Below are 20,991 nucleotides of genomic sequence, written 5' to 3'. Positions count from 1 at the left end.
CCTGAAGGGGCTCAGCCGGCCGAGACCTCGTCCCGGGCCGGGGCGGCGTCGGCGGCATCGGCCCGCCGCCCCCCACGCACCTTCTCCTTCACGAAGGCGATGACGAGCACCACCGCCGCGACGAGCAGCGACAGCGAGATGGTGGTGCGTCCGTCGTGCTCGGTGTCGGTGAGCATGTAGCCGAGGATGAACACGATCAGCGCGGCCGTCGCCCAGGTCAGGTACGGGTACAGCCACATCTTCACGACGAGCTTCTCCGGCGCCTCGGCCTTGATGATCTTCCGCATGCGCAGCTGGGAGAAGCAGATCACCAGCCACACGAACAGGGCGACCGCGCCACTGGAGTTCACCAGGAACAGGAAGACGGAGTCCGGGAACTTGTAGTTGAAGAACACGGCGAGGAAGCCGAACGCGACGGACGCGAGGATGGCCGTGCGCGGCACGCCGTTGGAGGTCGTGCGGGCGAAGGACTTCGGCGCGTCCCCGCGCTGGCCGAGCGAGAAGGCCATGCGGGAGGCGGTGTAGAGACCGGAGTTGAGACAGGACAGCACCGAGGTCAGCACGATGAAGTTCATGATCTGCCCGGCGTGCGGGATGCCGAGGGAGTCGAGCGCCGCGACGTAGGAGCCGTCCTTGGTGATGGACTTGCTGTCCCACGGCAGCAGGGCCACCACGACGAAGATCGAGCCGAGGTAGAAGACGGCGACGCGCCAGATGATGCTGTTGGTGGCCTTGGTGACGGCCTGCCGCGGGTTCTCCGACTCGCCGGCCGCGAGGGTCGCGATCTCGCTGCCCATGAAGGAGAAGACGACGAGCAGCACACCGGTGAGGATCGCCCCGGCCCCGTGGGGCAGGAAGCCGCCGTGCTCGGTGAGGTTGCCCAGCCCGGCCTGGTCACTGTCCACGCCCGGCAGCAGCCCGAAGACGGCGAGCCCGCCGATGACGATGAACGCGGCGATGGCGACGACCTTGATCCCGGCGAACCAGAACTCGAACTCGCCGTAGGAGCCGACGGAGACCAGGTTGGTGGCGGTCAGCACCACCATCACGATGAGCGCCCAGCCCCACTGGGGCACGGCGGGTATCCACCCCTCCAGGATCACGGCTCCGGCGGTCGCCTCGACCGCCAGCACGACGACCCAGAAGAACCAGTACAGCCAGCCGATGGAGAAACCCGCCCAGGGCCCGAGCGCCCGGTCGGCGTGCGCGGAGAACGACCCGGAGGTCGGGTTGGCGGCCGACATCTCACCGAGCATCCGCATCACCAGCACCACGAGCGTGCCGACGAGGGCGTAGGAGAGGAGGATGCCGGGTCCGGCGGTGGCGATACCGGAGCTGGACCCGACGAACAGGCCCGCCCCGATGACACCGCCGATGGCGATCATGGACAGATGCCGGTTCTTGAGCCCGGCCTGCAGCCCGGAGCCGTGCGCCCCTGGTTCGCCGGGACCTTCGCGATCGTTTCCGGTGGTCTTCATCGTCGGCTGCGAGGTCATGGAACGGATTTCCTTTGCGCCGGGGAGTGGTACTTCCGTACGGAACCGCACGCGCCGTACGAACGGGGTGTGTCGCGGCATGACGGTGTACGGGGGCCCGTACGAGCGGTGTACGAGCCGGTCCAGTGAATCGGAGGCGAACGTTTAGGAGAACCTTTGAATCCAGATTGTTACTTGAGGTTTTCCTGAGCTTCCGTAATGCGGCTCACATTCGCCTCACGTTTTCATGAGCGCCACCCCGCGCGCCTTCCCCGAAACACCCGTGTCACACTCATCCCATGCGCGTGTACCTCGGCTCGGACCATGCCGGCTACGAACTGAAGAACCACCTCGTCGAGTGGCTGAAGGAGGCGGGCCACGAGCCCGTCGACTGCGGCCCCCACCTCTACGACGCCCAGGACGACTACCCGCCCTTCTGCCTCCGCGCCGCGGAGCGGACGGCCGCGGACCCCGACGCCCTCGGCATCGTCATCGGCGGCTCCGGCAACGGCGAGCAGATCGCGGCGAACAAGGTCAAGGGCGTCCGCGCGGCCCTCGCCTGGAGCGAGGAGACGGCGGCGCTCGGCCGACAGCACAACAACGCCAACGTCGTCGCCGTGGGTGCGCGCATGCACACGCAGGACGAGGCGACGAAGTTCGTCGAGACGTTCCTCAACACCCCGTTCTCCGGTGACGAGCGTCACATCCGCCGGATCGACATGCTCGCCGCGTACGAAACGACGGGCGACCTCCCCCCGATCCCGCCCCACCACCCGCAGCAGTAACCGCACCGGGGCCCGCCCCCTGCGGGCGCCTCAGCCCGACGCCGCCACCCCCTGCGCCGGGCACCCAGGTGCGCCCTGGCACCCAGGTGCGCACCGACGCCCAGGTGCGCCCTGAGACCGAAGGGAGAGCCGAGAGCCGTGCCGGAAGGCCACACCATCCACCGCCTGGCCCAGGACTACGCCACGGCCTTCCTCGGCACGGCCCCCCGGGCCAGCAGCCCCCAGGGCACGTTCACCCCCGCCGCCACCCTCCTCACCGGCGCGGAACTCACCCACACGGAAGCCCACGGCAAACACCTCTTCCTCGGCTTCCGCGCGACCGACTGGATCCACATCCACCTCGGCCTCTTCGGCAAGGTCACCTTCGGCCCGGCCCCCGCGCCCCCACCCACCGACACCGTCCGCCTGCGCCTCGCGAACGACACCGCGTACGTCGACCTCCGCGGCCCCACCACCTGCGCCCTCATCACACCCCCGGAGAAGCAGGCGATACACGACCGCCTCGGCCCCGACCCGCTCCGCGACGATGCCGACCCGGACACCGCGTACCGCCGCGTCTCCCGCAGCCGTACGACGATCGCCGCCCTCCTCATGGACCAGAAGGTCATCGCCGGCGTCGGAAACGTCTACCGCGCGGAGGTCCTCTTCCGGCACCGCATCGACCCGTACCGCCCCGGCAGGGACATCACCCACGCCGAGTGGCAGGCGATCTGGACCGACCTGGTCGAGCTCATGCGCGAGGGCGTCCGCAACAACCGCATCGACACCGTCCGTCCGGAACACACCCCGGAGGCGATGGGCCGCCCGCCCCGCGTGGACGACCACGGCGGCGAGGTGTACGTCTACCGCAGGGCCGATCAGCCCTGCCACATCTGCGGCGGCGAGATCCGCACCGCCGACCTCGCCGCCCGCAACCTCTTCTGGTGCCCGACCTGCCAGCGCGACTGACCGCACCGCACGCCCGGGCCCCGAGCGCGCCGATGCCGAGCGCCCTGACGCCGAGCGCCCCGAGCCGCTCCCGGCGTCAGAAACCGTGCTGCAGCCACGGCGCCACAACGCTGCCGAAGGCCGTCGAGGCCTCCGCCAGCGCCCCGCGCCGCAGCTCCCGCACCCGCCCCGCCGCCGCCAGCGCGGCCAGCGACACGCCCCCGAGGTACGCCGCCCCCAACTCCCGTACCGACAAGGCGAGATCCGCCGCGTCCGACGTCCGCTCGCAGGACGCCCCCTTCGCGTCCCCGCTGAGCCGCCAACGCCCGGCGTTCCAGGGGCAGAACGCGTCCTCCACCTCGAACACCACATCCACCGGCGTCTGGTACGTCCGCGCCTCCAGCGCGGCCCCCACGTCCACCGGCCGGACGTACAGCGAGTCCCGCACCCAAGGCCGGCACCGCCGCGGGTCGGAGACCAGGTACTGCCACGCGTCGTCCACCGGCCGCCCCCGCACCACCAGCGTCGACGTCAGGTCGATGTCGAACAGGAACCGCCAGAGCGCCGCGTCCGCCGCGGGATCCAACGCGGCCGAGTCCCGCAGGATCACCGAGCCGTTGGGCCCGGGCGTCTCCCAGCTCGGCTTGACGCGGTACCGCGCGTACCCGACCGTCTCCCCGTCCCGCTCGGCGACGACGCACTGCAGCGGCGACGCCCCCTCCCGCGCCTCTTCCGGGTCGAGCAGCCCGAGCCGCTCCCAGCCGGGCAGCCGGGCCAGCATCCCGGGGCGCTCCGGAACCAGCCGGGCGCACACCGCCTCGCACGCGTCGAGGACAGCGGCGGGCACCGCGTACCGCACGCGTACGTCGTCGGTGCCGGGCGGCACCGACAGCCGCACCCGGCTCGTGTCGATCTCGGCGTTCAGCTGGAACGTCGCGGCGCCGTACCCGAACCGGCCGTAGATCGCCGGCTCCGACGCCGTCAGTACGGCCAGCGGCTCACCCAGGGCCCGGACGTCGTCCAGCTGCCGCCGCATCATCGACGTCAGGATCCCGCGCCGCCGGTGCGTGGCGGCCACGCTCACCATCGTGACGCCCGCGGCCGGCACCGACGCGCCGCCGGGCACGGTGACCCGGAAGCTGAACGCCCCCGCCGTCCCCACGCACTCGTCCCCGTCCCAGACACCGAGTGAACGGTCGAACTCGGTCAGTGAGTTCCACAACTCCCGTTCCTCGGCGGCCTCCGGCACCCCGCCGAAGCCCCGGAGCAGGGTGTCGTACCACTTGTCCCAATCGTCCCGCGCCAGTGTCCGGAGGCCGGCCGAAGGGCCGGTCGCGTCAGTCGCCATGGGTCATGCCTACCAGCGCCCCGCGGGACGAGCGAGGGAATTTCCCCCGGGCGGCGGCGGGACGGCGCGCTGTGAAGTTCACTGTGAAGTCGGCCCTCGGACGGGGGACAAGTGGGACCTCCCGTGCCAAGGGGCTGGTCCGATGGATAGGGTCCCGAACTAATGGCATCAGGACGAGAGCGGCGCGCGGAAGCCGAGACGTTCACGGCCCGGTTGAAGAAGCAGTGGCACCGGGCCCGCGTCGGCGTGCGCCGGGCCGCCGTGGACTACTTCCGCGGCGACGGCTCGGACTGGATCGCCCTGGCCGGCCTGCTTTTGACCGTCCCGCTGATCGCCACGGCGACGCTCGTGAACCCGGTGTGGTTCTCCCCGGCCGCGCTGGTCATGCCGGTCGTCGTGGGCGGCCTGCTGCTGCGCCCGGCGAGCCTGCTCGGCCTGTACGCGGCGTCGGCCACGGCGCTGATCGTGGAGTCGGTGCGGCTCGGCCCCTACACGGAGGGACCCTCCCGGGTCACCCCCGGCGTGGTGCTGGTGGTCGCCGCCTGCGGTTTCTTCGGACTGCTGCTGGCCCAGTTCCGCAGCCGGGTCGGCGTCCCCTGGCGGCGCGGCGGCACCATGCTGTTCGACCTGCGCGAACGCATCCGGGTGCAGAGCAAGCTGCCCGGCCTCCCGGACGGCTGGCACCGGGAGATGGCCCTGCGCCCGGCGGGCGGCCAGTCCTTCTCGGGCGACTTCGTGGTGGCGGCCCGCACCAACGGCGGCCGCACGCTCGAGGTCGTCCTCACGGACGTCTCCGGCAAGGGCATGGACGCGGGCTCCCGCGCCCTGCTCCTGTCCGGCGCGTTCGGCGGTCTGCTGGGCTCCCTCCCGCCGCACGCCTTCCTCCCCGCCGCCAACGGCTACCTGCTGCGCCAGGACTGGGACGAGGGCTTCGCCACCTCCATCCACCTGGTCCTCGACCTGGACTCCGGCGACTACGAGCTCTACTCCGCCGGCCACCCGCCGGGCCTCCAGCTCAGCGCCGGCACCGGCCGCTGGGAGGAGAAGGCGGCCGAGGGCCCGCTCCTCGGCGTGTACGACGGCGCCCAGTTCGACCCGGTGAAGGGCTCCTTGCGGCCGGGTGACGTGCTGATGCTGTTCACCGACGGCCTGGTGGAGACCGCCGACCGCGACATCGTCGAGGGCATCGACCGCCTCACCGGCGAGGCCGACCGCTACGTCGCCGGCGGCTTCCACGGCGCCGCCTGGCACCTCATCGAGGCCGTGGCCAAGGACGTCAACGACGACCGGGCCCTGCTGCTGATCTGCCGAGAGGGCCCGACGGCCGCCTCCGCCCGCTGACGTACGGACCGCCCGACCCATGGTTCGGTCATGATTGTGTGGTGCTTCTGTGACTGAACCGGACCCCGATTGCACAGGCAACTGTCGTGTTGATAGAGATTATTGACGAGACTTGAGGGCGGCCGGAGGTGGTCGCCGCGATGGCCCATACGGGGGAGGCGAGTTAGCCATGAAGTTCGACATGGGGGCTCAGACGCTGTCGACGTTGCAGCGTGACACGCGTGGTTCGACGGATGATCTGGGTGGTCTGGTCCGGCAGTTGGTGGCGGCGGCGCAGCCGCTGGAGGGCAAGTTCAACGGTTCGGGTCGTGTGATGTTCGACCAGTTCAAGGCGCGGGCGGACCGTATCGCCTCGGATCTGAACTCGTCGCTGTCGGCGATCCTGGGCGGTCAGTCCGGGATGGACTCGGCGTTCTCCTCGGGTGACCAGGAGCAGGGTGACAACGCGCGTCAGCAGATGTCGGCGGCGAATTTCGACGCCGCGCGTTTCCGCTGAGCACGGCCGGCGTTTGAGCGCTGCCGGCGTTCGGTTGCTGCCGGTTCGATTTCCGGTTCCGGTTTTCTGGTTTCTGGTTTCTTTGGGTTTCTCGGGGAGTGGTGTGTGATGGCGGGTGCGGGTTCGGATCGCCGGTCGTATGACACGGGTGCGTCGGCGGATGCGCAGTCGAACATCCAGGGGGTGATCGGCCGTCTGGAGTCGCTGATCACCGAGCGTGACAAGCAGGTGAAGGCGGCGATGGCCGACTTCACGGCGGATGGTGTGGCGGATGAGTACCACGGCAAGGAACAGCGGTGGAACAACGCCTCGCAAGAGGTGAAGAACATCATTCATCTGCTGAAGACGACGCTGGAGAAGAACGACGGCACGGCGCAGTCGACGATTCAGCGCGCGAAGGCGGCGGTCGACAACATCGGCTGAGTCTGCCGCTGGTGTTGTTCTGTCAGGTTGTTCGTTGATTGTGCGTGACGGGGGTTTTCGGTGCCCGGCTGGGATTTGAAGCCGCAGGGTATTTCGCATGTGCTGAAGACGACGGGTGATGCGGCGTCGAAGCTGGAGAAGTACGCGAAGGCGTTCGGTGAGCATCTGACGTCGGCGGCGTCCAGCGCGGGCACCGTCTCGGCCGAGGGTGGCGGTGAGGGCGGCGAGAAGGCGCAGGGCGGCCTGGTCGCTTTGGCGTTGTCGCAGTTCGCGGAGCACGCGACGAAGGATCTGAAGTTCGTCGCGGCGCGGGCGGGCAAGTCGTTGCAGGGCGCGGTGGATGCCACCACGGCGTATCTGAACGGGGACGAGGAGATGGCGGCCGAGGCGCAGCGCAAGACGCTGCAGGCGCCTGTGGTGGATCTGCCGGGAGTCGGTAAGCGGTGATCCAGCCGGAGAAGATCCCCCAGTTCACCGGGAATCTGGAGCAGCTGGAGACGGACTACGCGGACCTGAAGAAGGACGCGGGTCACGTCCGGGAGGCGGGCGGTGACATCCACTCCCGTTTCCAGGGCTTGTCGGCGTTCTACCACGCTCCGGAGGCGGAGCAGTTGTTCGCGACGACGAAGCCGGTGAAGGAGAAGGCGGACGCCTTCGCCGACGACCTGGAGAAGGTCTCGGGCGCGCTGTCGTCGTATGCCACCGAAATCCGTCCGCTGGTGGCGAAGCTGAAGCAGCTCAAAGCGGACGCGGCGGCTTTCGTCTCGTCGGTCAAGGACGATGACGAGTGGGAGTACGACGAGGACAAGGTCGACGAGCACAACAAGCTGCGTGATGACATCACCGCGACGGTCGCGGCGTTCTGGGCGGCGGAGCGGACCTGCCACAACAAGATCACCGCGTTGTGGGGCGGGACGCAGATGGTGGCCGGCGATGGTTCGGACAAGAAGAACCAGTACGGCTTCAACGCCGAGGACATGAAGAACGCCAAGCTCCCCTGGGGTGACCCGGTGGAGGAGAAGCACAAGTGGTACGAGGTCGGCCACTGGGTGAAGTCGTTCGTGTGGGACGGGCTGATCGTCGACGGTATCTGGGGCACGATCAAGGGTCTGGGCACCCTGGTCGGCTTCGGTGGCTGGGAGGCGATGGGCCAGGCGTGGAAGGGCCTGGCCCAGCTCGCGACCGGCCTGGCCATCACGGCGATCCCCGGGGCGCAGGCGTGGTTCTGGACGGCGTCGGACAAGGACATGCCGTCCTGGCTGCGTGACTCGCGCACCGCGATGAAGGAGACCGGCAAGGCGCTGGTGGCGTGGGACCAGTGGGGCAAGAACCCCGCCCGCGCCGCGGGTGCGGTCACCTTCAACGTCCTGACCACGGTCTTCACCGGCGGCGCCGGGGCTGCGGCCTCGGGTGCGGGCAAGGCGGGCGCGGTGGCGAAGGCGTTGTCGGTGGCGGGCAAGGCGGGCCGGGTGATCGACCCGATGACCTACATCGCCAAGGGTGCGGGCGCCGGTCTGTCGAAGATCGGCGACATCACCAAGGGCCTGAAGGGCGTCGGCAACATCGACATCCCCACGCTCCCCGACGGCTCGGTCCACCTCCCCGACGGCCACCAGCTGGCCCCGAACGGCAACCTCGTCTCGCCCAACGGCACGATCGACACGACACCGGTTCCCCAGGGCACGACCCCGACGGTTCCCCACGGCACCACCCCGACGCTTCCGGCCCACTGGACGACGCAGGGCGCCCCGACACCGTCGTACGCGGGAATGGCCCAGAGCGTCGACGGAACCGCGCACACGGTGGACAACGCGGCCACCCCGGGGCACTACACCACGCCCCCGACGGCCCCGATCCACACCCCGGGCGGCGCCTTCGACCCGACACCCGCTCCGTCGGCGTACGACCACACCCCGACGGGCGGCGCACCGTACGACCACACGCCGACGACCGGCTCGCCGTACGGCCACACCCCGACCGGTGGCGCACCGTACGGCCACGCTCCGTCCGCGTCCCCGTACGGTCACGCGCCGTCGCCGGGCACGTACGATCACGCACCGGCCCCGTCGGCGTACGACCAGGCGCCTCCGCCCTCGTCGTACGACACGACTCCGACCACCGCACCGCACACGGGCGGCCACCCCGGTGCCGGGACCCCGTGGTACAGCCAGACGACGGGCGCCAACCCGGCGCACGACGTGCCGCCGGCCCCGCACACGGGCGGCCCCGACGTCCCCGGCAGCGGTGCTCACCCCGGCCCCTCGACGCCGTGGTACCACCAGGCCGCAAGCCCGGCGAACGACGTCCCGACCACGCCCCACCCGGGCGGCCCCGACGTCCCCGGCAGCGGTGCTCACCCCGGCCCCTCGACGCCGTGGTACCACCAGGCCGCAAGCCCGGCGAACGACGTCCCGACCACGCCCCACCCGGGCGGCCACGACGTCCCCGGCACAGGCGGCCACGGCCCGGGCCACGACGTCCCCGGCGCCGGTCACGCCGACGACGCCTCGCACGGCGCGGGGCACGGGGACGACGCGGCGCACGGCGCCGGACACGCGGACGACGCGGCGTATGCCGGTGACCACGCCGGCATCGGGGGTGCCGCGGATGCCGCTGTGCACCACGGCACCGACGTTCCGGGACATCAGGGCGCGGATGTGCCGGGCAGCGGTACCGATCAGCCGTTCGAATACAAGCCGCACATGTCGGCGGACGACTTCGGCAACCTGGCCACCGACGCTGAGAAGCACGCGGTGGCCACGGCCGAACTCGCTCGCGGTACGAACCCCGCGCCCAGCGTCAGTAACGAGGCGGGGCTGGCGTACGGCAATGCCTACTGGAACAAGTTCTTGGACGACCTGCCCCCCGAGTCGTGGGAGGCGCTGCGGACGTACAGTGGCAACGAGTACACGCAGATCAACAATCATTTGCGCTTCGGGAACGAACTGGACGACTCGCTCAAGCACGTCATCGACGAGATGGACAATGTCATGGGCGCTCGTCCTGTCCCCGAGGACGTCATGGTCGTGCGCGGCACAGGGGTCGACCACATCAGGATCGACGGCCAGCCGCTGAAGTCACCGCTTGAGATGGAGGGCGGCGTGTTCGACGACAAGGCGTTCACCTCCACGGCACTCGGAAAGACACCGCCGCCCCCGTTCGACTCCCTGCCTGTGTGGATGCACTGGCGAGTGCCAAAGGGCACCCCCGCCCTCTGGATCGATCACCTCTCCAAGCATCCGGGGGAACGCGAGCTGCTCCTTGCCAAGGGCTCCGAGTACAAGGTGACGCGCGTCTTCCAGGACGCAATGGGCAAGTGGCACGTATACGGGGAGATTCTTCCGAGGCCCAAGCCGTAGCCTCGTGACCGATCACCCCGAGCGAGAGAAAAGTGGACACGATGAGCAGTGAACGTCCGGTCAACCCGCGCTTCGCCGAGGACATGCACCTCAATCTGGTGTCGGGTCCGCCGCGCTACCGCAATCACACCGACAAGCCGGTGCGGTATTTCACTGTGGTCGACAAGGAGAACGGTGCAGTCCTCGGTTACGTGTGGGCCGGTGACGAGGACGACGCCGCCGCATGGGAACCGCGGCAGGCCGGCGGCCCTCGTGCGGTGAATGAGGGTGGCTTCTGGATCCGCCGGCTGCGCAGTGCCAAAGAGCGGGGGCTGCGTCCGTCCCAGGCACTCGCTGAGTTGCTGGCCGACCCGGAGCCCGCCGGTAAGGGCCGTGGTCTCCCGGGCTCCCTCACTGACGCTCCGAACGCCGCTGCCGTCGAGGCCTTGGCGCAGGGTGAGTAGAGGAGGGCCGATCAACTCGCGCTTCGCGGAAGATCTGGGATTCAGGCAGGTCGCAGGCCCGGTGACTTACGGCATCACCACCGAAGGGCCTGTCGTGCACTTGAGCGTCACCGACAGCACAGGCACTGTCATCGGCTACGTGTGCGCGAACGACGGTCGGCAGAGTCACGCGGTGCCGGGATCCCTCTGCGAAGCGCCTACGCTTGCCGCTCTCAAGGAGCAGGCCTCCGGTGACTGAACTCGACCCACTGCATGTGCCGCCGCGGATCACCGAACCACTGCGATGGGAAGAAGTCGACAGCCCGCCACGCTATGCCGGCACCACCGACAAGCCGGTGCAGTACGCGCCTGTGGTGGACCGGAGCGGTGTGGTCCTCGGGTATGTGTGGGCGAACGACGAGGACGATGCGGCCGGATGGCAGTATCGCCGGGCGGGCGGCGACGAGGCCTTCAATATGGGTGCCCTGTGGGCCACCGAGTTCCACGAAGCCAAGGAACAGGGCCTCACTCCCTCAGCCGCGCTAGCGAAGATGACGCGCGCCTACGGTCCAGAGGACCCCAGCCACATCGTTCCCGAATCCGTCAGGCACGCTCCGAATCTGCAGGCACTCAAGGAACTGGCGGCAGAGAGCACGGAGAAACGTGGACTCATGAGCAGTGAACGCCCGATCAACCCGCGCTTCGCCGAGGACATGCACTTCAATTTCGTGTCGGGTCCGCCGCGCTACCGGAGTCACACCGACAAGCCGGTGCGGTATGTCACCGTGGTCGACAAGGTGAGCGGTGCAGTGCTCGGTTACGTGTGGGCCGGTGACGAGGACGACGCCGCTGCATGGGCACCCAGCCAAGCCGCCGGCGCCCGGGCTCTCGCCGACGGCGGTCACTGGCACGCCAGGCTGCAGGAAGCCAAGGAACGGGGCCTGTCCCCTTCGGTGGCTCTCTCGGAGATGCTGTCCGCCCCGGAGGGAAACCGGGGACGGGTACTGCCCGGCTCCCTCGCCGTCGCCCCGAACGCCGCCACCGTCAAGGCCCTCGCCGCAGGTGACCAACCGACAGTCGGCTGACCCGCCTCCGAATGAGAAGTCACGAGACAACAGCATGACCAACCCCGTCCACTACATCTCCGTCACCGCCCCCGACGGCGAGGTGATCGGATACGCCTGGGCAGCCGCGGACGCCGATGACGTCGAGTGGGTCAACCGGCGGGCGAGCAGCAGCAGTGCCTACGACGCGGGAACGCAGTGGTACGGCCGGGTGCGGGAGGCTCGCGAGCGTGGGCTCACGCCCCTGGGCGTGCTCCACCTGCTCAGTCATGAACCCGGCGTCGGCCCCGTCACCGAGACCACCGGTGCCGACGCCGTCGAGGAACTCGCCCGTATCGTCACTCCGGCCGACGACCAGCGCCTCCTCGCCCAGCTCGACCGCGACGACGCCGAGGCGTGGCGGGAACTCGCCGACGCCTTCGACGCGCTCACGGACGACGACCGGGACGTGGAGTGGGGCGGTGGACAGAAGTCGCCGAGCGGTGCCGTCCACGTGCCGTTCCCGAAGTACAGCGAGGGCGTGTTCCGGGCCGTCGACGCCCTCCAGCGCGTCGGTGCCGTCACGCCCGAGCACCGGTGGATGGACAACCCCATGCCCACGCTGCCCCCGGAGGGCGCGCTGCGGCCCGCCGACGCCGTACGGGCCGCCACCGCCGTGGTGCGCGGGGAGAAGTTCTGCGACGGCACCATCGACAACGCCCTCAAGACCGGCCTCCTGGACGCCGTCGCCGACTCCCTCCGCGCCTGGTACACCGACCCTCGCGCCGCGCAGCACGCCGCGCGGCACGCCGCTGAGCCGGACGTGCAGCGCGCCAAGCAGCCGGACGCGCAGTCCGTCACACAGCCGGTCCCCCAGCCGACCGCACAGCCCCCTTCCCCGGTCGGCGCACCGGCCGGCAGCGCACAGTCCGAGCGCGGACCCGTCCCTCGCCTCCCGCATGCCGACCTCCCGGAACCCCCGGACCCGTCCCTCCCCATGTGCAGGTTCTGCGGAGGTTCTCCCGCCGCGGACGTCGCGTTCCGCGCGCACCGTGGCCTCCTCGTCGTCATGGGATTCCGGAAGACGGACGGTCCGATGTGCATGACCTGCGGGCTGGCCGTGTACCGCGCGCTGACCACCCACACGCTCGCCTGGGGCTGGTGGAGCCCCCTGTCCCTCTTCCTCTTCGCGCCGTTGACGCTGGTCCGCAACGTCCTGGCCGTCCGCAAGGTGAAGCGGCTCCCCGCGCCGGGGCCGGGCACGCTCGGTCCGCGCTACGACCCGGGCGTACCCGTGCGGCGACGGCCCCGGGCGTACATCGCGCTCATCCCCGTCCTGTGGGTGCTCTTCATGATCGTGACAGGGCTGTCGGGCGGTGTGTGAAGACGCGTGCGGACAGCCGCACCCCGGTTGTGCGCGTGGCGCGTTCGTGTCTTATGTTGCGGAAGCGAAGCTAGGGGGGATCGCATGCCGCAAGGGCCGCAGGAGATGAGTCTCGCCGAGGTCGAGGCCGTCGCCCGCACCGCGCACGCCGGGCAGACGGACAAGGCCGGGCGGCCGTACGCCGAGCATCTGTCGGCCGTCGCCGCAGGCGTGCGCGCCCGGGGCGGGAGCGACGAACTGGTGGCCGCCGCCTGGCTGCACGACGCGCTGGAGGACGGCGTCCTCAGCGAGGAGTGGCTCGACGCGGCCGCCCTCACGCAGCACACCAAGGACGTCGTACGGGCCATGACCAAGCGGCCGGACGAGGAACCGGAGGCGTACGCCCGCCGGATCCTGGACACCCCCGGCGCCCGGCTGGTCAAGGCGGCCGACCTCGCGCACAACGCCGACCCCCACCGCCTCGCCGCACTCGACGAGCACACCGCCCGGCGGCTCACCAGGAAGTACGCCGTCATGCGGAAGCGCCTGGGCCTGGCCCCGGACGACTGACCACGCATCAACAAGGCACAGGACGACTGAATGGCACGGGACTACGACAGCCAGCTGCTGGAGTCGGTGGCGGTGCGCCGGCGCCGGATGCGCGACGCGCTGCTGTTCGGCACGCAGCGCGCGCGACGGACGGCGGACGAGCGGTTCGGCAAGATGTTCGCGGGCATCGCGATCGCCGCCGTGCTGTGCGCCGGCTGCGTCGGCTGGTCCTTCCTCCAGGCCACGCTGGCGAAGCAGAAGGCCGAGGAGAAGAAGCAGCAACAGCAGCAGGAGCAGCTGTACAACCCGACGCCGAGCGCCTCCGCGAGCGGCGCCGGTGGCAAGGGTGCGGAGAAACAGTGAACGGGGCGTGCGCGGCCGGCGCGAGCGAATCCGAGCGCGGCCGTGGCCGAAAAGACGCGATGATAGGTTCCGGTGAGTGGTGAGCGCAGCAACGATGTCTCGGACCCAGCTGAGCCGGGTCACCCTGATCGGCGAGCGACGACGAGCCGACCTGGTCCTGCCGTCGGACACGCCGATCGGCCAATTGCTTCCGGACATACTCCAGTTGCTGGACGACCGGGCCGCCACCCGGCCGACCACTAGGCAGCTGATCACCTCCGACGGATCGGCGCTTCCCCATGACGCGACGCTGGCGTCGGCCGAGGTGCCCGACGGCGCCGTGCTCCGCCTCGTCCGGGCGCACGCCGCGCCGCCCGCGCCGGTCGTGCACGACGTCACCGACCAGGTCGCGGACGACCTCGACCTGCGGACCTGGCGCTGGCGCCCGGCCGCCCGCCGCGTCAGCGCCGGCGTGGCCACCGTGGTGTTCGCCGTGGCCGCGGCCGTCCTGGCCCGGCACGAGTTCTCCCTGGAGTCCGTCACCACCGGGCTCGCGGTCGTCACCGCCCTGTTCCTGATCGCCGGCGCGGCCATCGCCCGGATCGGCCAGGGCAACCAGGGCCTGGCCACCGCGCTGCTGCTCGCCGCCGGCGGGCTCGGCCTGCTGACCGCCTGGACCGCGGCCGACGCCTACGACTGGGGCGGGACGGCCCGGCTGGCCGGTATCGCCGCCGCGCTGGTGGTCACGCTCGTGCTGCTGGCCTACTGCTCGCCGCTCGGCAAGGGCGGGCTGATCGGGGCCGGGGCGATCGTCGTGGTAGCCCTGGTGTGGGAGGTCGTCGCCCTCCTCCAGGACCGGGCGGACCGGATCGGCGCCGTGATGGCCGTGTTCTCCATCATCCTGCTCGGGCTGCTGCCCCGGTTCGCGCTGATGGCCTCGGGACTCACCGCCCTGGACGACAAGCGCTCCACGGGGACGTCCGTGAGCCGCCACCAGGTCGCCAACGCCCTCGCCGCCACCCACCGCGGGCTCGCCCTCGCCACCATCGTCACCGCGGCGTCCGCCGCCCTCGGCGGCTGGATGCTGACCACCGCGAAGGAGCCGACCGTCTGGACGGTGGGCCTCGCCTCGCTCGTGGCCGTCGTCCTGCTCTCCCGGGCCCGCGCCTTCCCCCTGGTCGCCGAGGTCGTGGCGCTGTTCGCGGCGGCCGCGCTGCTCGTCGTGCGCCTCGCGGTGCTGTGGCTGGACCACGCCGGGGGAGCCGGCGCGCTGGTACTGCTGGGGGCCGCGGCACTGCTGCCGCTGCTGGTCCTGGGCATCGAGCCGCCCGACCACATCCGGGTGCGGCTGCGCAGGTTCGCCGACCTGATCGAGTCCCTCGGCGTGATCGGGCTCTTCCCGCTCGCCATCGGGGCGTTCGGCATCTACGGGCAGCTGCTCAACAAGTTCTGAGGCTTCGAAGACCAGACGCCCACCCTGTCGCTCCCGGTGAACGACACGGCGGGACGTGGCAGGAGAGAAGGGCGACATGCCGAGCGGGGACAACTGGCAGAACGACGTGCTGCGGGATCTGCGGGGCGGCACGCCCCAGCAGCCGCAGCAGACGTCCCAGCAGCGGGACCGGCAGCAGGCGGCGGCACAGCCGTCGGCGGCTCAGCAGTCGGCCCCGCAACAGGGGCAGGGGCCGGAGGCGCAGCAGGCGCACGCCGCCCAGGGTCAGGGGCAGGCACAGGGGCCGGCCCCGGCCTACGGCTACCCGCAGCAGTACCAGCAGCCGACGACCGCCGAGCAGCAGCACGCGCAACAGCAGGCCTACGCCGAGCAGTACGCCGCCGCGCAACGGCAGGCCTACGCCGCGCAGGGGCAGCAGCAGTACGCCGACCCGGCCTACGCCCAGCAGGCCTATGCCGAACAGCAGGCCTACGCCCGGCAGCAGGCCTACGCCGAGCAGCAGCGGCAGGCGTACACCGAACAGCAGCAGCACCAGCACGCCCAGCGGCAGGCCTACGCCGCGCAACAGGCGTACGCCGAGCAGCAGGCCTACGCCGAACAGCAGGCCTACGCCGAGCAACAGGCCTATGCCGAGCAGCAGGCCGCCCCGCAGGAACAGCCCCAGCCCCAGCAGTACGCGCAACCGTCCCCCGCGCCCCGCGCCCGCGCCTCCCGCGCCACCCCCGACAGCCGCCCGGTCGTCGACCAGAAGCTCGTCGGCGCGGGCAAGGGACCCCGGCGGGGCGAGCCGTTCGCCGCGCGCGCCCTGAGGGCCGTACGCCGTACCGTCTCCTCCTCCGCGGCCCGCGAGGTGGCGGAGACCACCGCGACCGCCGAAATCCTCCAGCAGCCGGTCACCACCGGCCGCCAGATAGCGGTGACCTCGATCCGCGGCGGCTCGGGCAAGACCACGGTCGCCGCGCTGCTGACCGCCACCTACGCCCACTACCGCCAGGACCCGGTCCTGGCCGTCGAGGCCGACCCGGCGCTCGGCTCGCTGCCGCTGCGGCTCGGCGCGGAGAGCCTGCGCTGGACCACCGGCGATCTCGCCGACGTCGTCGAACCGCAGATGACGCTCCTCGACATCACCGGCTACCTCGTCCAACTGCCCGAGAACGCCTGGCTGCTGCCGGGCAGCCAGGGGCAGGTCGGGGCCATGCTCGACACCAAGGGCTACGAGCGGATCATGGTGGCGATGCGCCGCTACTTCGGCGTGACCGTCGCCGACTGCGAGACGCTGCCCGCCGAGGTCGCCCGCACCGCCCTGTCCGCCGCCCAGGCCCGGATCCTCACGGTCCCCGCGACGCTGGAGGGCATCGCCAGCACGCACGCGGTCCTGGAGTGGATGCGCGCCCTGCCCCGGGACATCACCACCTCCACCGTCGTCGTGCTCACCGAGACCGTGCCGCACACCGGCATCGACCTGGAGAAGGCGGCCGAGCAGCTGAAGGCGACGGGGGCGAGCGTGCGGGTCCTGCCCTACGACCGGCATCTGGCGGCCGGCGGCACGATCCGCACCGAACTCCTCGCGCGGGACACCAGGGAGGCCGCCACCCGCCTGGCGGCGGAGGCCTTCCAGCTCTCCCACAAGCGCCGCTGACCCCTCCCGCACACGAAGGGAACCCAGGACCGACAGGACAGGTCAACCACGATGAGCACCCGACTGATCCACCGGCCGGCCCGGACCACCAGGCCCCCGGCCGCCCCCGAACCGCGCACCATCGAGGCGCCGCCCAACCTGCCCGACGGCAAGACGGGCTCGATCGCGACCTCGCTGCTGCCCGTCGCGGGCGTGATGTCCTCCGTCGTGATGATGACGGTCGTGCGCAACAGCCAGTTCGCGGGGCTGGGCGCGATCATCCTCCTCGTCACCGTCATCGGCTCGCTCGTCATGCTCTTCACCCAGCGCGGCAAGGCCCAGCGCACCCGCCGCACCCAGCGCGAGGCCTACCTCTCCTATCTGGAGGACCTGCGGGAGGAGCTGTCGAAGGAGGAGCGGGAGCGGCGTGAGAGCACCCAGGTGCTCAACCCGCCGCCGGACGCGCTGTACGACATCGTGCGCGACCCCGCCCGGCTGTGGGAGCGGCGCCGGCTCGACGCCGACTTCCTGCGGGTCCGCGTCGGCACCGGCGAGATGCCGGTGCGCGACCTGAAGGTGGCCCCGCCGGGATCCTCCGTGCTCACCCCGCCCGACGAGTTCATGCTGAACGAGGCCTCCGCCCTGGTCGCGCGCTTCGCCAACGGCACCGAACTCCCGCTCACCGTCCCGCTCGACCGCGTCGGCAACATCACCGTCATCGGCAACCGCGAGGACACCCTCCGCGTCGCCCGCGCCCTGATCGCGCAGGCCGCCGCCACCCACGCCCCCGACGACGTGGCCATGGCGCTGGCCGTGCCCGGCGACCGGATCGCCGACTGGGAGTGGGCCAAGTGGCTGCCCCACCTGCTCGACACCGAGCAGTTCGACGGCCCCGTCGCCGCCCGCCGCATCGCGCCCTCCCTGCCCCAGCTGGCCCGGCAGATCGGCGGCGAGCTGCGCCGCCGCGCCTCCTACGCCGCCGAGGTCCGCCGCGGCCTGTCCGGCAAGGACGCCCTCGCCATGACCTCCCGGCTGCTCGTCCTCGCCGACGCGCACGGCGCCGACGCGGTGGACCTGCCGCGCCCCGACGACGCCGTGGGCCTGCGCGACATGAGCGTCACCGTGCTGCACCTGCTCGACCAGCGCGTGCAGGAGCCCGGCAGCGTGGGCGTGCGCATCACCGTCGACGGTGAGCGCGTCGTCATCGAGGACCTGCGCGAGAAGGAGCCGATCAGCGCCCACGGCACCGTGGACGAGATCGGCGTCCCCTTCGCCGAGGGCCTCGCCCGGATGCTCGCCCCGCTGCGGCTGTCCGCGGAGTCGATGGTCGACGCCCCGCTCACCGGCCCGGTCGACTTCGCCCAGCTGCTCGGCATCGACGACGTGGCCGAACTCGACCTCCACCGGCTGTGGGCGCCGCGCGGCGAACGCGCCTTCCTGCGCGTGCCGATCGGTGTCAGCGACGCCAAGGAGCCCGTCCTCCTCGACCTGAAGGAGTCCTCCGAGCTGGGCATGGGCCCGCACGGCCTGTGCGTCGGCGCCACCGGCTCCGGCAAGTCGGAGCTGCTGCGCACCCTCGTCCTCGCCCTGGTCGCCACGCATCCGCCGGAGGACCTGGCCATGGTCCTCGTCGACTACAAGGGCGGCGCCACCTTCGCCCCGTTCGCGCACCTGCCGCACGTCGCCGGTGTCATCACCAACCTGGAGAACCAGGCCGGCCTCGTCGAGCGCGTCCACGCCTCCCTCGCCGGCGAGGTCAAGCGCCGCCAGCAGGTGCTCAAGGACGCGGGCAACGTCGCCGACATCGGCCACTACGCCGCGCTGCGCGCCGAGAAGCGCCCCGACCTGGAGCCGCTGCCGCACCTGTTCGTCGTCATCGACGAGTTCGGCGAACTCCTCACCGCCAAGCCGGACTTCATCGACCTGTTCCTGTCCATCGGCCGCATCGGCCGGTCCATCGGCGTGCACCTGCTGCTGTCCAGCCAGCGCATCGAGGCCGGCAAGCTCAAGGGCCTGGAGACGTACCTGTCGTACCGGCTGGGCCTGCGCACCTTCTCCCCGGACGAGTCCCGCACGGTCCTGGACACCACCGACGCCTTCCACCTGCCCCCGCTGCCCGGCTTCGGCTACCTCAAGGTCGACACCAGCCACTACGAGCGGTTCAAGGCCAGTTACGTCTCCGGCGCCTACCGCGGCCCCGTCCAGCACGAGGAGGAGGACACCGGGCCGCTCGCCCTGGAGTACCAGGCCTACAACACCCTCGGCCAGGGCGACTCCGACGGGCCCGAGGAGCCGCAGATGCGGCGCCGGGAGACCGGCCCCACCGAGATGGGCGTGATGATCGACCAGCTGGAGCGGTCCGGTGCCCGCGCGGTGCGCCAGATCTGGCTGCCCCCGCTGCCCGCCGCCGTCCCGCTCGACAAGGTCGCCGGACCCGTGCAGGTGGGTCCGCGCGGCATGCAGCTCGCGGGGCGCCGCGGCCCGCTCCAGGTGCCGCTGGGCACGATCGACGACCCGACGAAGCAGTGGCAGGGCCAGTGGTACCTGGACCTGACGCTCGCCGGCGGCCACGCCGCGATCATCGGCGGCCCCCAGTCCGGCAAGACCACCCTGCTGCGCACCCTCGCCCTGTCCCTGGCCCTGACCCACACCCCGCAGGAAGTGGGCGTCTACGGCCTCGACCTGGTCGGCGGCGGCCTGCAGGCCCTGTCGGGGCTGCCGCACGTCGGTGGCATCGCCGGCCGGGCCGACCGGGAGCGCGCGGCCCGCACCATCGACTCGGTGCGCGCCATGCTCGACCAGCGCGAGGAACTGTTCCGGGTGCACGGCATCGACTCGCTGGAGCAACTGCGCACCCTGCGCGCCGCGGGCCGGGTGCCCGAGCTGGCCAGCACCGAGATCGTGCTGCTCATCGACGGCTTCGGCGCGCTGCGCGACGACTTCGAGGACCTGGACGACCCGGTCGTCGACATCCTCAAGCGGGGCAGCGGCTACGGCATCCACGTCGTCGCCGGCATGCTGCGCTGGAACGACGTGCGCATCGCCACCCAGTCCCAGTTCGGCACCCGCGTCGAACTGCGGCTGAACGACCCGAGCGAGTCCAGCATCGACCGCAAGCTCGGCGAGACCCTCTCGCCCGAGGAGAAGGGCCGCGTCCTCACCGACCGCAAGCTCTTCGCCCAGGTCGCCCTGCCCCGCACCGACGGCCTCGCCGACACCGCCGACCTCGGCACGGTCCTGGAGACCACCGCCCGGCAGATCCGCGCCACCTGGACCGGCGAGGTCGCCCAGCCGGTGCGCGTGCTGCCGCACGTGCTGGAGGCGCACCAGCTGCCCGGCCCGGCCACCGAACCGCGCCGCGTCCCGGTCGGCCTGGACCAGACGCGGCTGGCCCCCGTCCCGCTCGACCTGTTCCACCACGACCAGCACCTGCTGATCATGGGCGACAGCGAGTGCGGCAAGACCAACCTGCTCAAGGTGATCGCCCGCGGCCTGATCGAGCGCTACGGCGACAAGGAACTCGTCTTCGGCGTCTTCGACCCGCGCCGGGGCCTGCGCGGCGTCATCCCGGAGGAGTACCGGGGCGGCTACGCCTACAACACCAAGCTGTGCGCGGGCCTCGCCGCCGGCATCGCCTCCGAACTGGAGAAGCGGCTGCCCGACGAGAGCGCCGACGGCGCCGACCTGGAGCCGGGCAGCTTCTCCGGCCCGCGGATCGTGATCCTCGTCGACGACTACGACGTCCTCACCACGGCGGGTCAGCAGCCGCTCGCGCCCTTCGTGCCGTACATCCCCTCGGCCGTCGACATCGGACTGCACTTCGTCCTCACCCGCCGCGTCGCGGGCGCCTCCCGGGGCCTGTACGAGCCGCTGCTGCAGAGCCTGCGCGAGTCCGGCGCCTCGGCGCTGGTGATGTCGGGCGACCGCAGCGAGGGGCAGCTCTTCCCCGGCGTGTACGCCGGTCCGCAGCCGCCCGGCCGGGGCGTGCTGGTCCGCAGGGGCGAACCGAGCCGGCTCATCCAGACCGTCTACGAGGGGACGAGGTAA

At 71.2% G+C, this 20,991-nt stretch carries 17 protein-coding genes; 15 read left to right on the top strand and 2 right to left on the bottom strand.

What is annotated here, in order from left to right:
- Positions 1-11 precede the first annotated feature (11 nt).
- Positions 12-1,496: an amino acid permease gene (locus tag C1703_RS13105; protein ID WP_114252515.1), complete on the bottom strand. Its 1,485-nt coding sequence runs from the start codon at positions 1,494-1,496 to the stop codon at positions 12-14.
- A 278-nt stretch (positions 1,497-1,774) separates the two neighbouring features.
- Here C1703_RS13105 and C1703_RS13100 point away from each other — a divergent pair, with 278 nt between their 5' ends.
- Complete coding sequence (locus C1703_RS13100) at positions 1,775-2,260, top strand: ribose-5-phosphate isomerase (protein WP_114252512.1); 486 nt, start codon at positions 1,775-1,777, stop codon at positions 2,258-2,260.
- Positions 2,261-2,398: 138 nt separating this feature from the next.
- Positions 2,399-3,208: a DNA-formamidopyrimidine glycosylase family protein gene (locus C1703_RS13095; protein WP_114252510.1), complete on the top strand. Its 810-nt coding sequence runs from the start codon at positions 2,399-2,401 to the stop codon at positions 3,206-3,208.
- Between the two features lie 76 nt (positions 3,209-3,284).
- On the opposite strand, the gene C1703_RS13090 is transcribed toward C1703_RS13095, so the two are convergent.
- Positions 3,285-4,535 carry a GNAT family N-acetyltransferase gene (locus C1703_RS13090; protein WP_114252508.1) on the bottom strand — a complete coding sequence of 417 codons (1,251 nt, stop codon included), beginning with the start codon at positions 4,533-4,535 and terminating at the stop codon, positions 3,285-3,287.
- A 162-nt stretch (positions 4,536-4,697) separates the two neighbouring features.
- On the opposite strand from C1703_RS13090, the gene C1703_RS13085 reads away from it, so the two are divergent.
- The 13 genes from C1703_RS13085 (at position 4,698) to eccCa (ending at position 20,991) form a co-directional block, all read left to right on the top strand.
- Positions 4,698-5,876, top strand: a complete 1,179-nt coding sequence (locus tag C1703_RS13085) for a PP2C family protein-serine/threonine phosphatase (protein ID WP_114252506.1) — start codon at positions 4,698-4,700, stop codon at positions 5,874-5,876.
- Positions 5,877-6,045: 169 nt separating this feature from the next.
- Positions 6,046-6,372, top strand: a complete 327-nt coding sequence (locus tag C1703_RS13080; protein WP_010046599.1) for a hypothetical protein — start codon at positions 6,046-6,048, stop codon at positions 6,370-6,372.
- 108 nt (positions 6,373-6,480) lie between these two features.
- Complete coding sequence (locus C1703_RS13075) at positions 6,481-6,795, top strand: pore-forming ESAT-6 family protein (RefSeq protein WP_031114159.1); 315 nt, start codon at positions 6,481-6,483, stop codon at positions 6,793-6,795.
- Between the two features lie 99 nt (positions 6,796-6,894).
- Positions 6,895-7,242 (top strand): DUF6507 family protein, encoded by a 348-nt coding sequence (locus C1703_RS13070; RefSeq protein ID WP_114252504.1) that lies wholly within the window; start codon positions 6,895-6,897, stop codon positions 7,240-7,242.
- Complete coding sequence (locus tag C1703_RS39260) at positions 7,239-10,154, top strand: ADP-ribosyltransferase (protein ID WP_232840469.1); 2,916 nt, start codon at positions 7,239-7,241, stop codon at positions 10,152-10,154. Before C1703_RS13070 ends, C1703_RS39260 begins: the two co-directional genes overlap by 4 nt.
- A 41-nt stretch (positions 10,155-10,195) precedes the next feature.
- Positions 10,196-10,597 carry a hypothetical protein gene (locus tag C1703_RS13055; RefSeq protein WP_198678155.1) on the top strand — a complete coding sequence of 134 codons (402 nt, stop codon included), beginning with the start codon at positions 10,196-10,198 and terminating at the stop codon, positions 10,595-10,597.
- A gap of 230 nt (positions 10,598-10,827) precedes the next feature.
- The gene (locus C1703_RS39655; RefSeq protein ID WP_232840468.1) at positions 10,828-11,661 is read left to right on the top strand and encodes a hypothetical protein; all 834 of its coding nucleotides are present in this window, start codon (positions 10,828-10,830) and stop codon (positions 11,659-11,661) included.
- A gap of 34 nt (positions 11,662-11,695) precedes the next feature.
- Positions 11,696-13,003: a DUF6508 domain-containing protein gene (locus C1703_RS13045; protein ID WP_114252500.1), complete on the top strand. Its 1,308-nt coding sequence runs from the start codon at positions 11,696-11,698 to the stop codon at positions 13,001-13,003.
- Positions 13,004-13,087: 84 nt separating this feature from the next.
- A complete protein-coding gene (locus C1703_RS13040; protein WP_114252497.1) occupies positions 13,088-13,552 on the top strand; it encodes an HD domain-containing protein in 465 nt (154 codons plus the stop codon).
- 30 nt (positions 13,553-13,582) lie between these two features.
- Positions 13,583-13,894: a hypothetical protein gene (locus C1703_RS13035; protein ID WP_114252495.1), complete on the top strand. Its 312-nt coding sequence runs from the start codon at positions 13,583-13,585 to the stop codon at positions 13,892-13,894.
- A 94-nt stretch (positions 13,895-13,988) separates the two neighbouring features.
- The gene (gene eccD, locus C1703_RS13030) at positions 13,989-15,326 is read left to right on the top strand and encodes a type VII secretion integral membrane protein EccD (RefSeq protein WP_114252493.1); all 1,338 of its coding nucleotides are present in this window, start codon (positions 13,989-13,991) and stop codon (positions 15,324-15,326) included.
- 55 nt (positions 15,327-15,381) lie between these two features.
- Positions 15,382-16,965, top strand: coding sequence for a MinD/ParA family protein (locus tag C1703_RS13025; RefSeq protein ID WP_232840467.1), 1,584 nt, complete (start codon positions 15,382-15,384; stop codon positions 16,963-16,965).
- A 51-nt stretch (positions 16,966-17,016) separates the two neighbouring features.
- Positions 17,017-20,991 (top strand): type VII secretion protein EccCa, encoded by a 3,975-nt coding sequence (gene eccCa, locus C1703_RS13020; RefSeq protein WP_114252489.1) that lies wholly within the window; start codon positions 17,017-17,019, stop codon positions 20,989-20,991.

Origin of the sequence: Streptomyces sp. Go-475 (assembly GCF_003330845.1) — a bacterium.
Taxonomy (GTDB): domain Bacteria; phylum Actinomycetota; class Actinomycetes; order Streptomycetales; family Streptomycetaceae; genus Streptomyces.
Note: the sequence above shows the minus strand (reverse complement) of the source record. Positions and strands in the feature narration are given on the sequence as shown.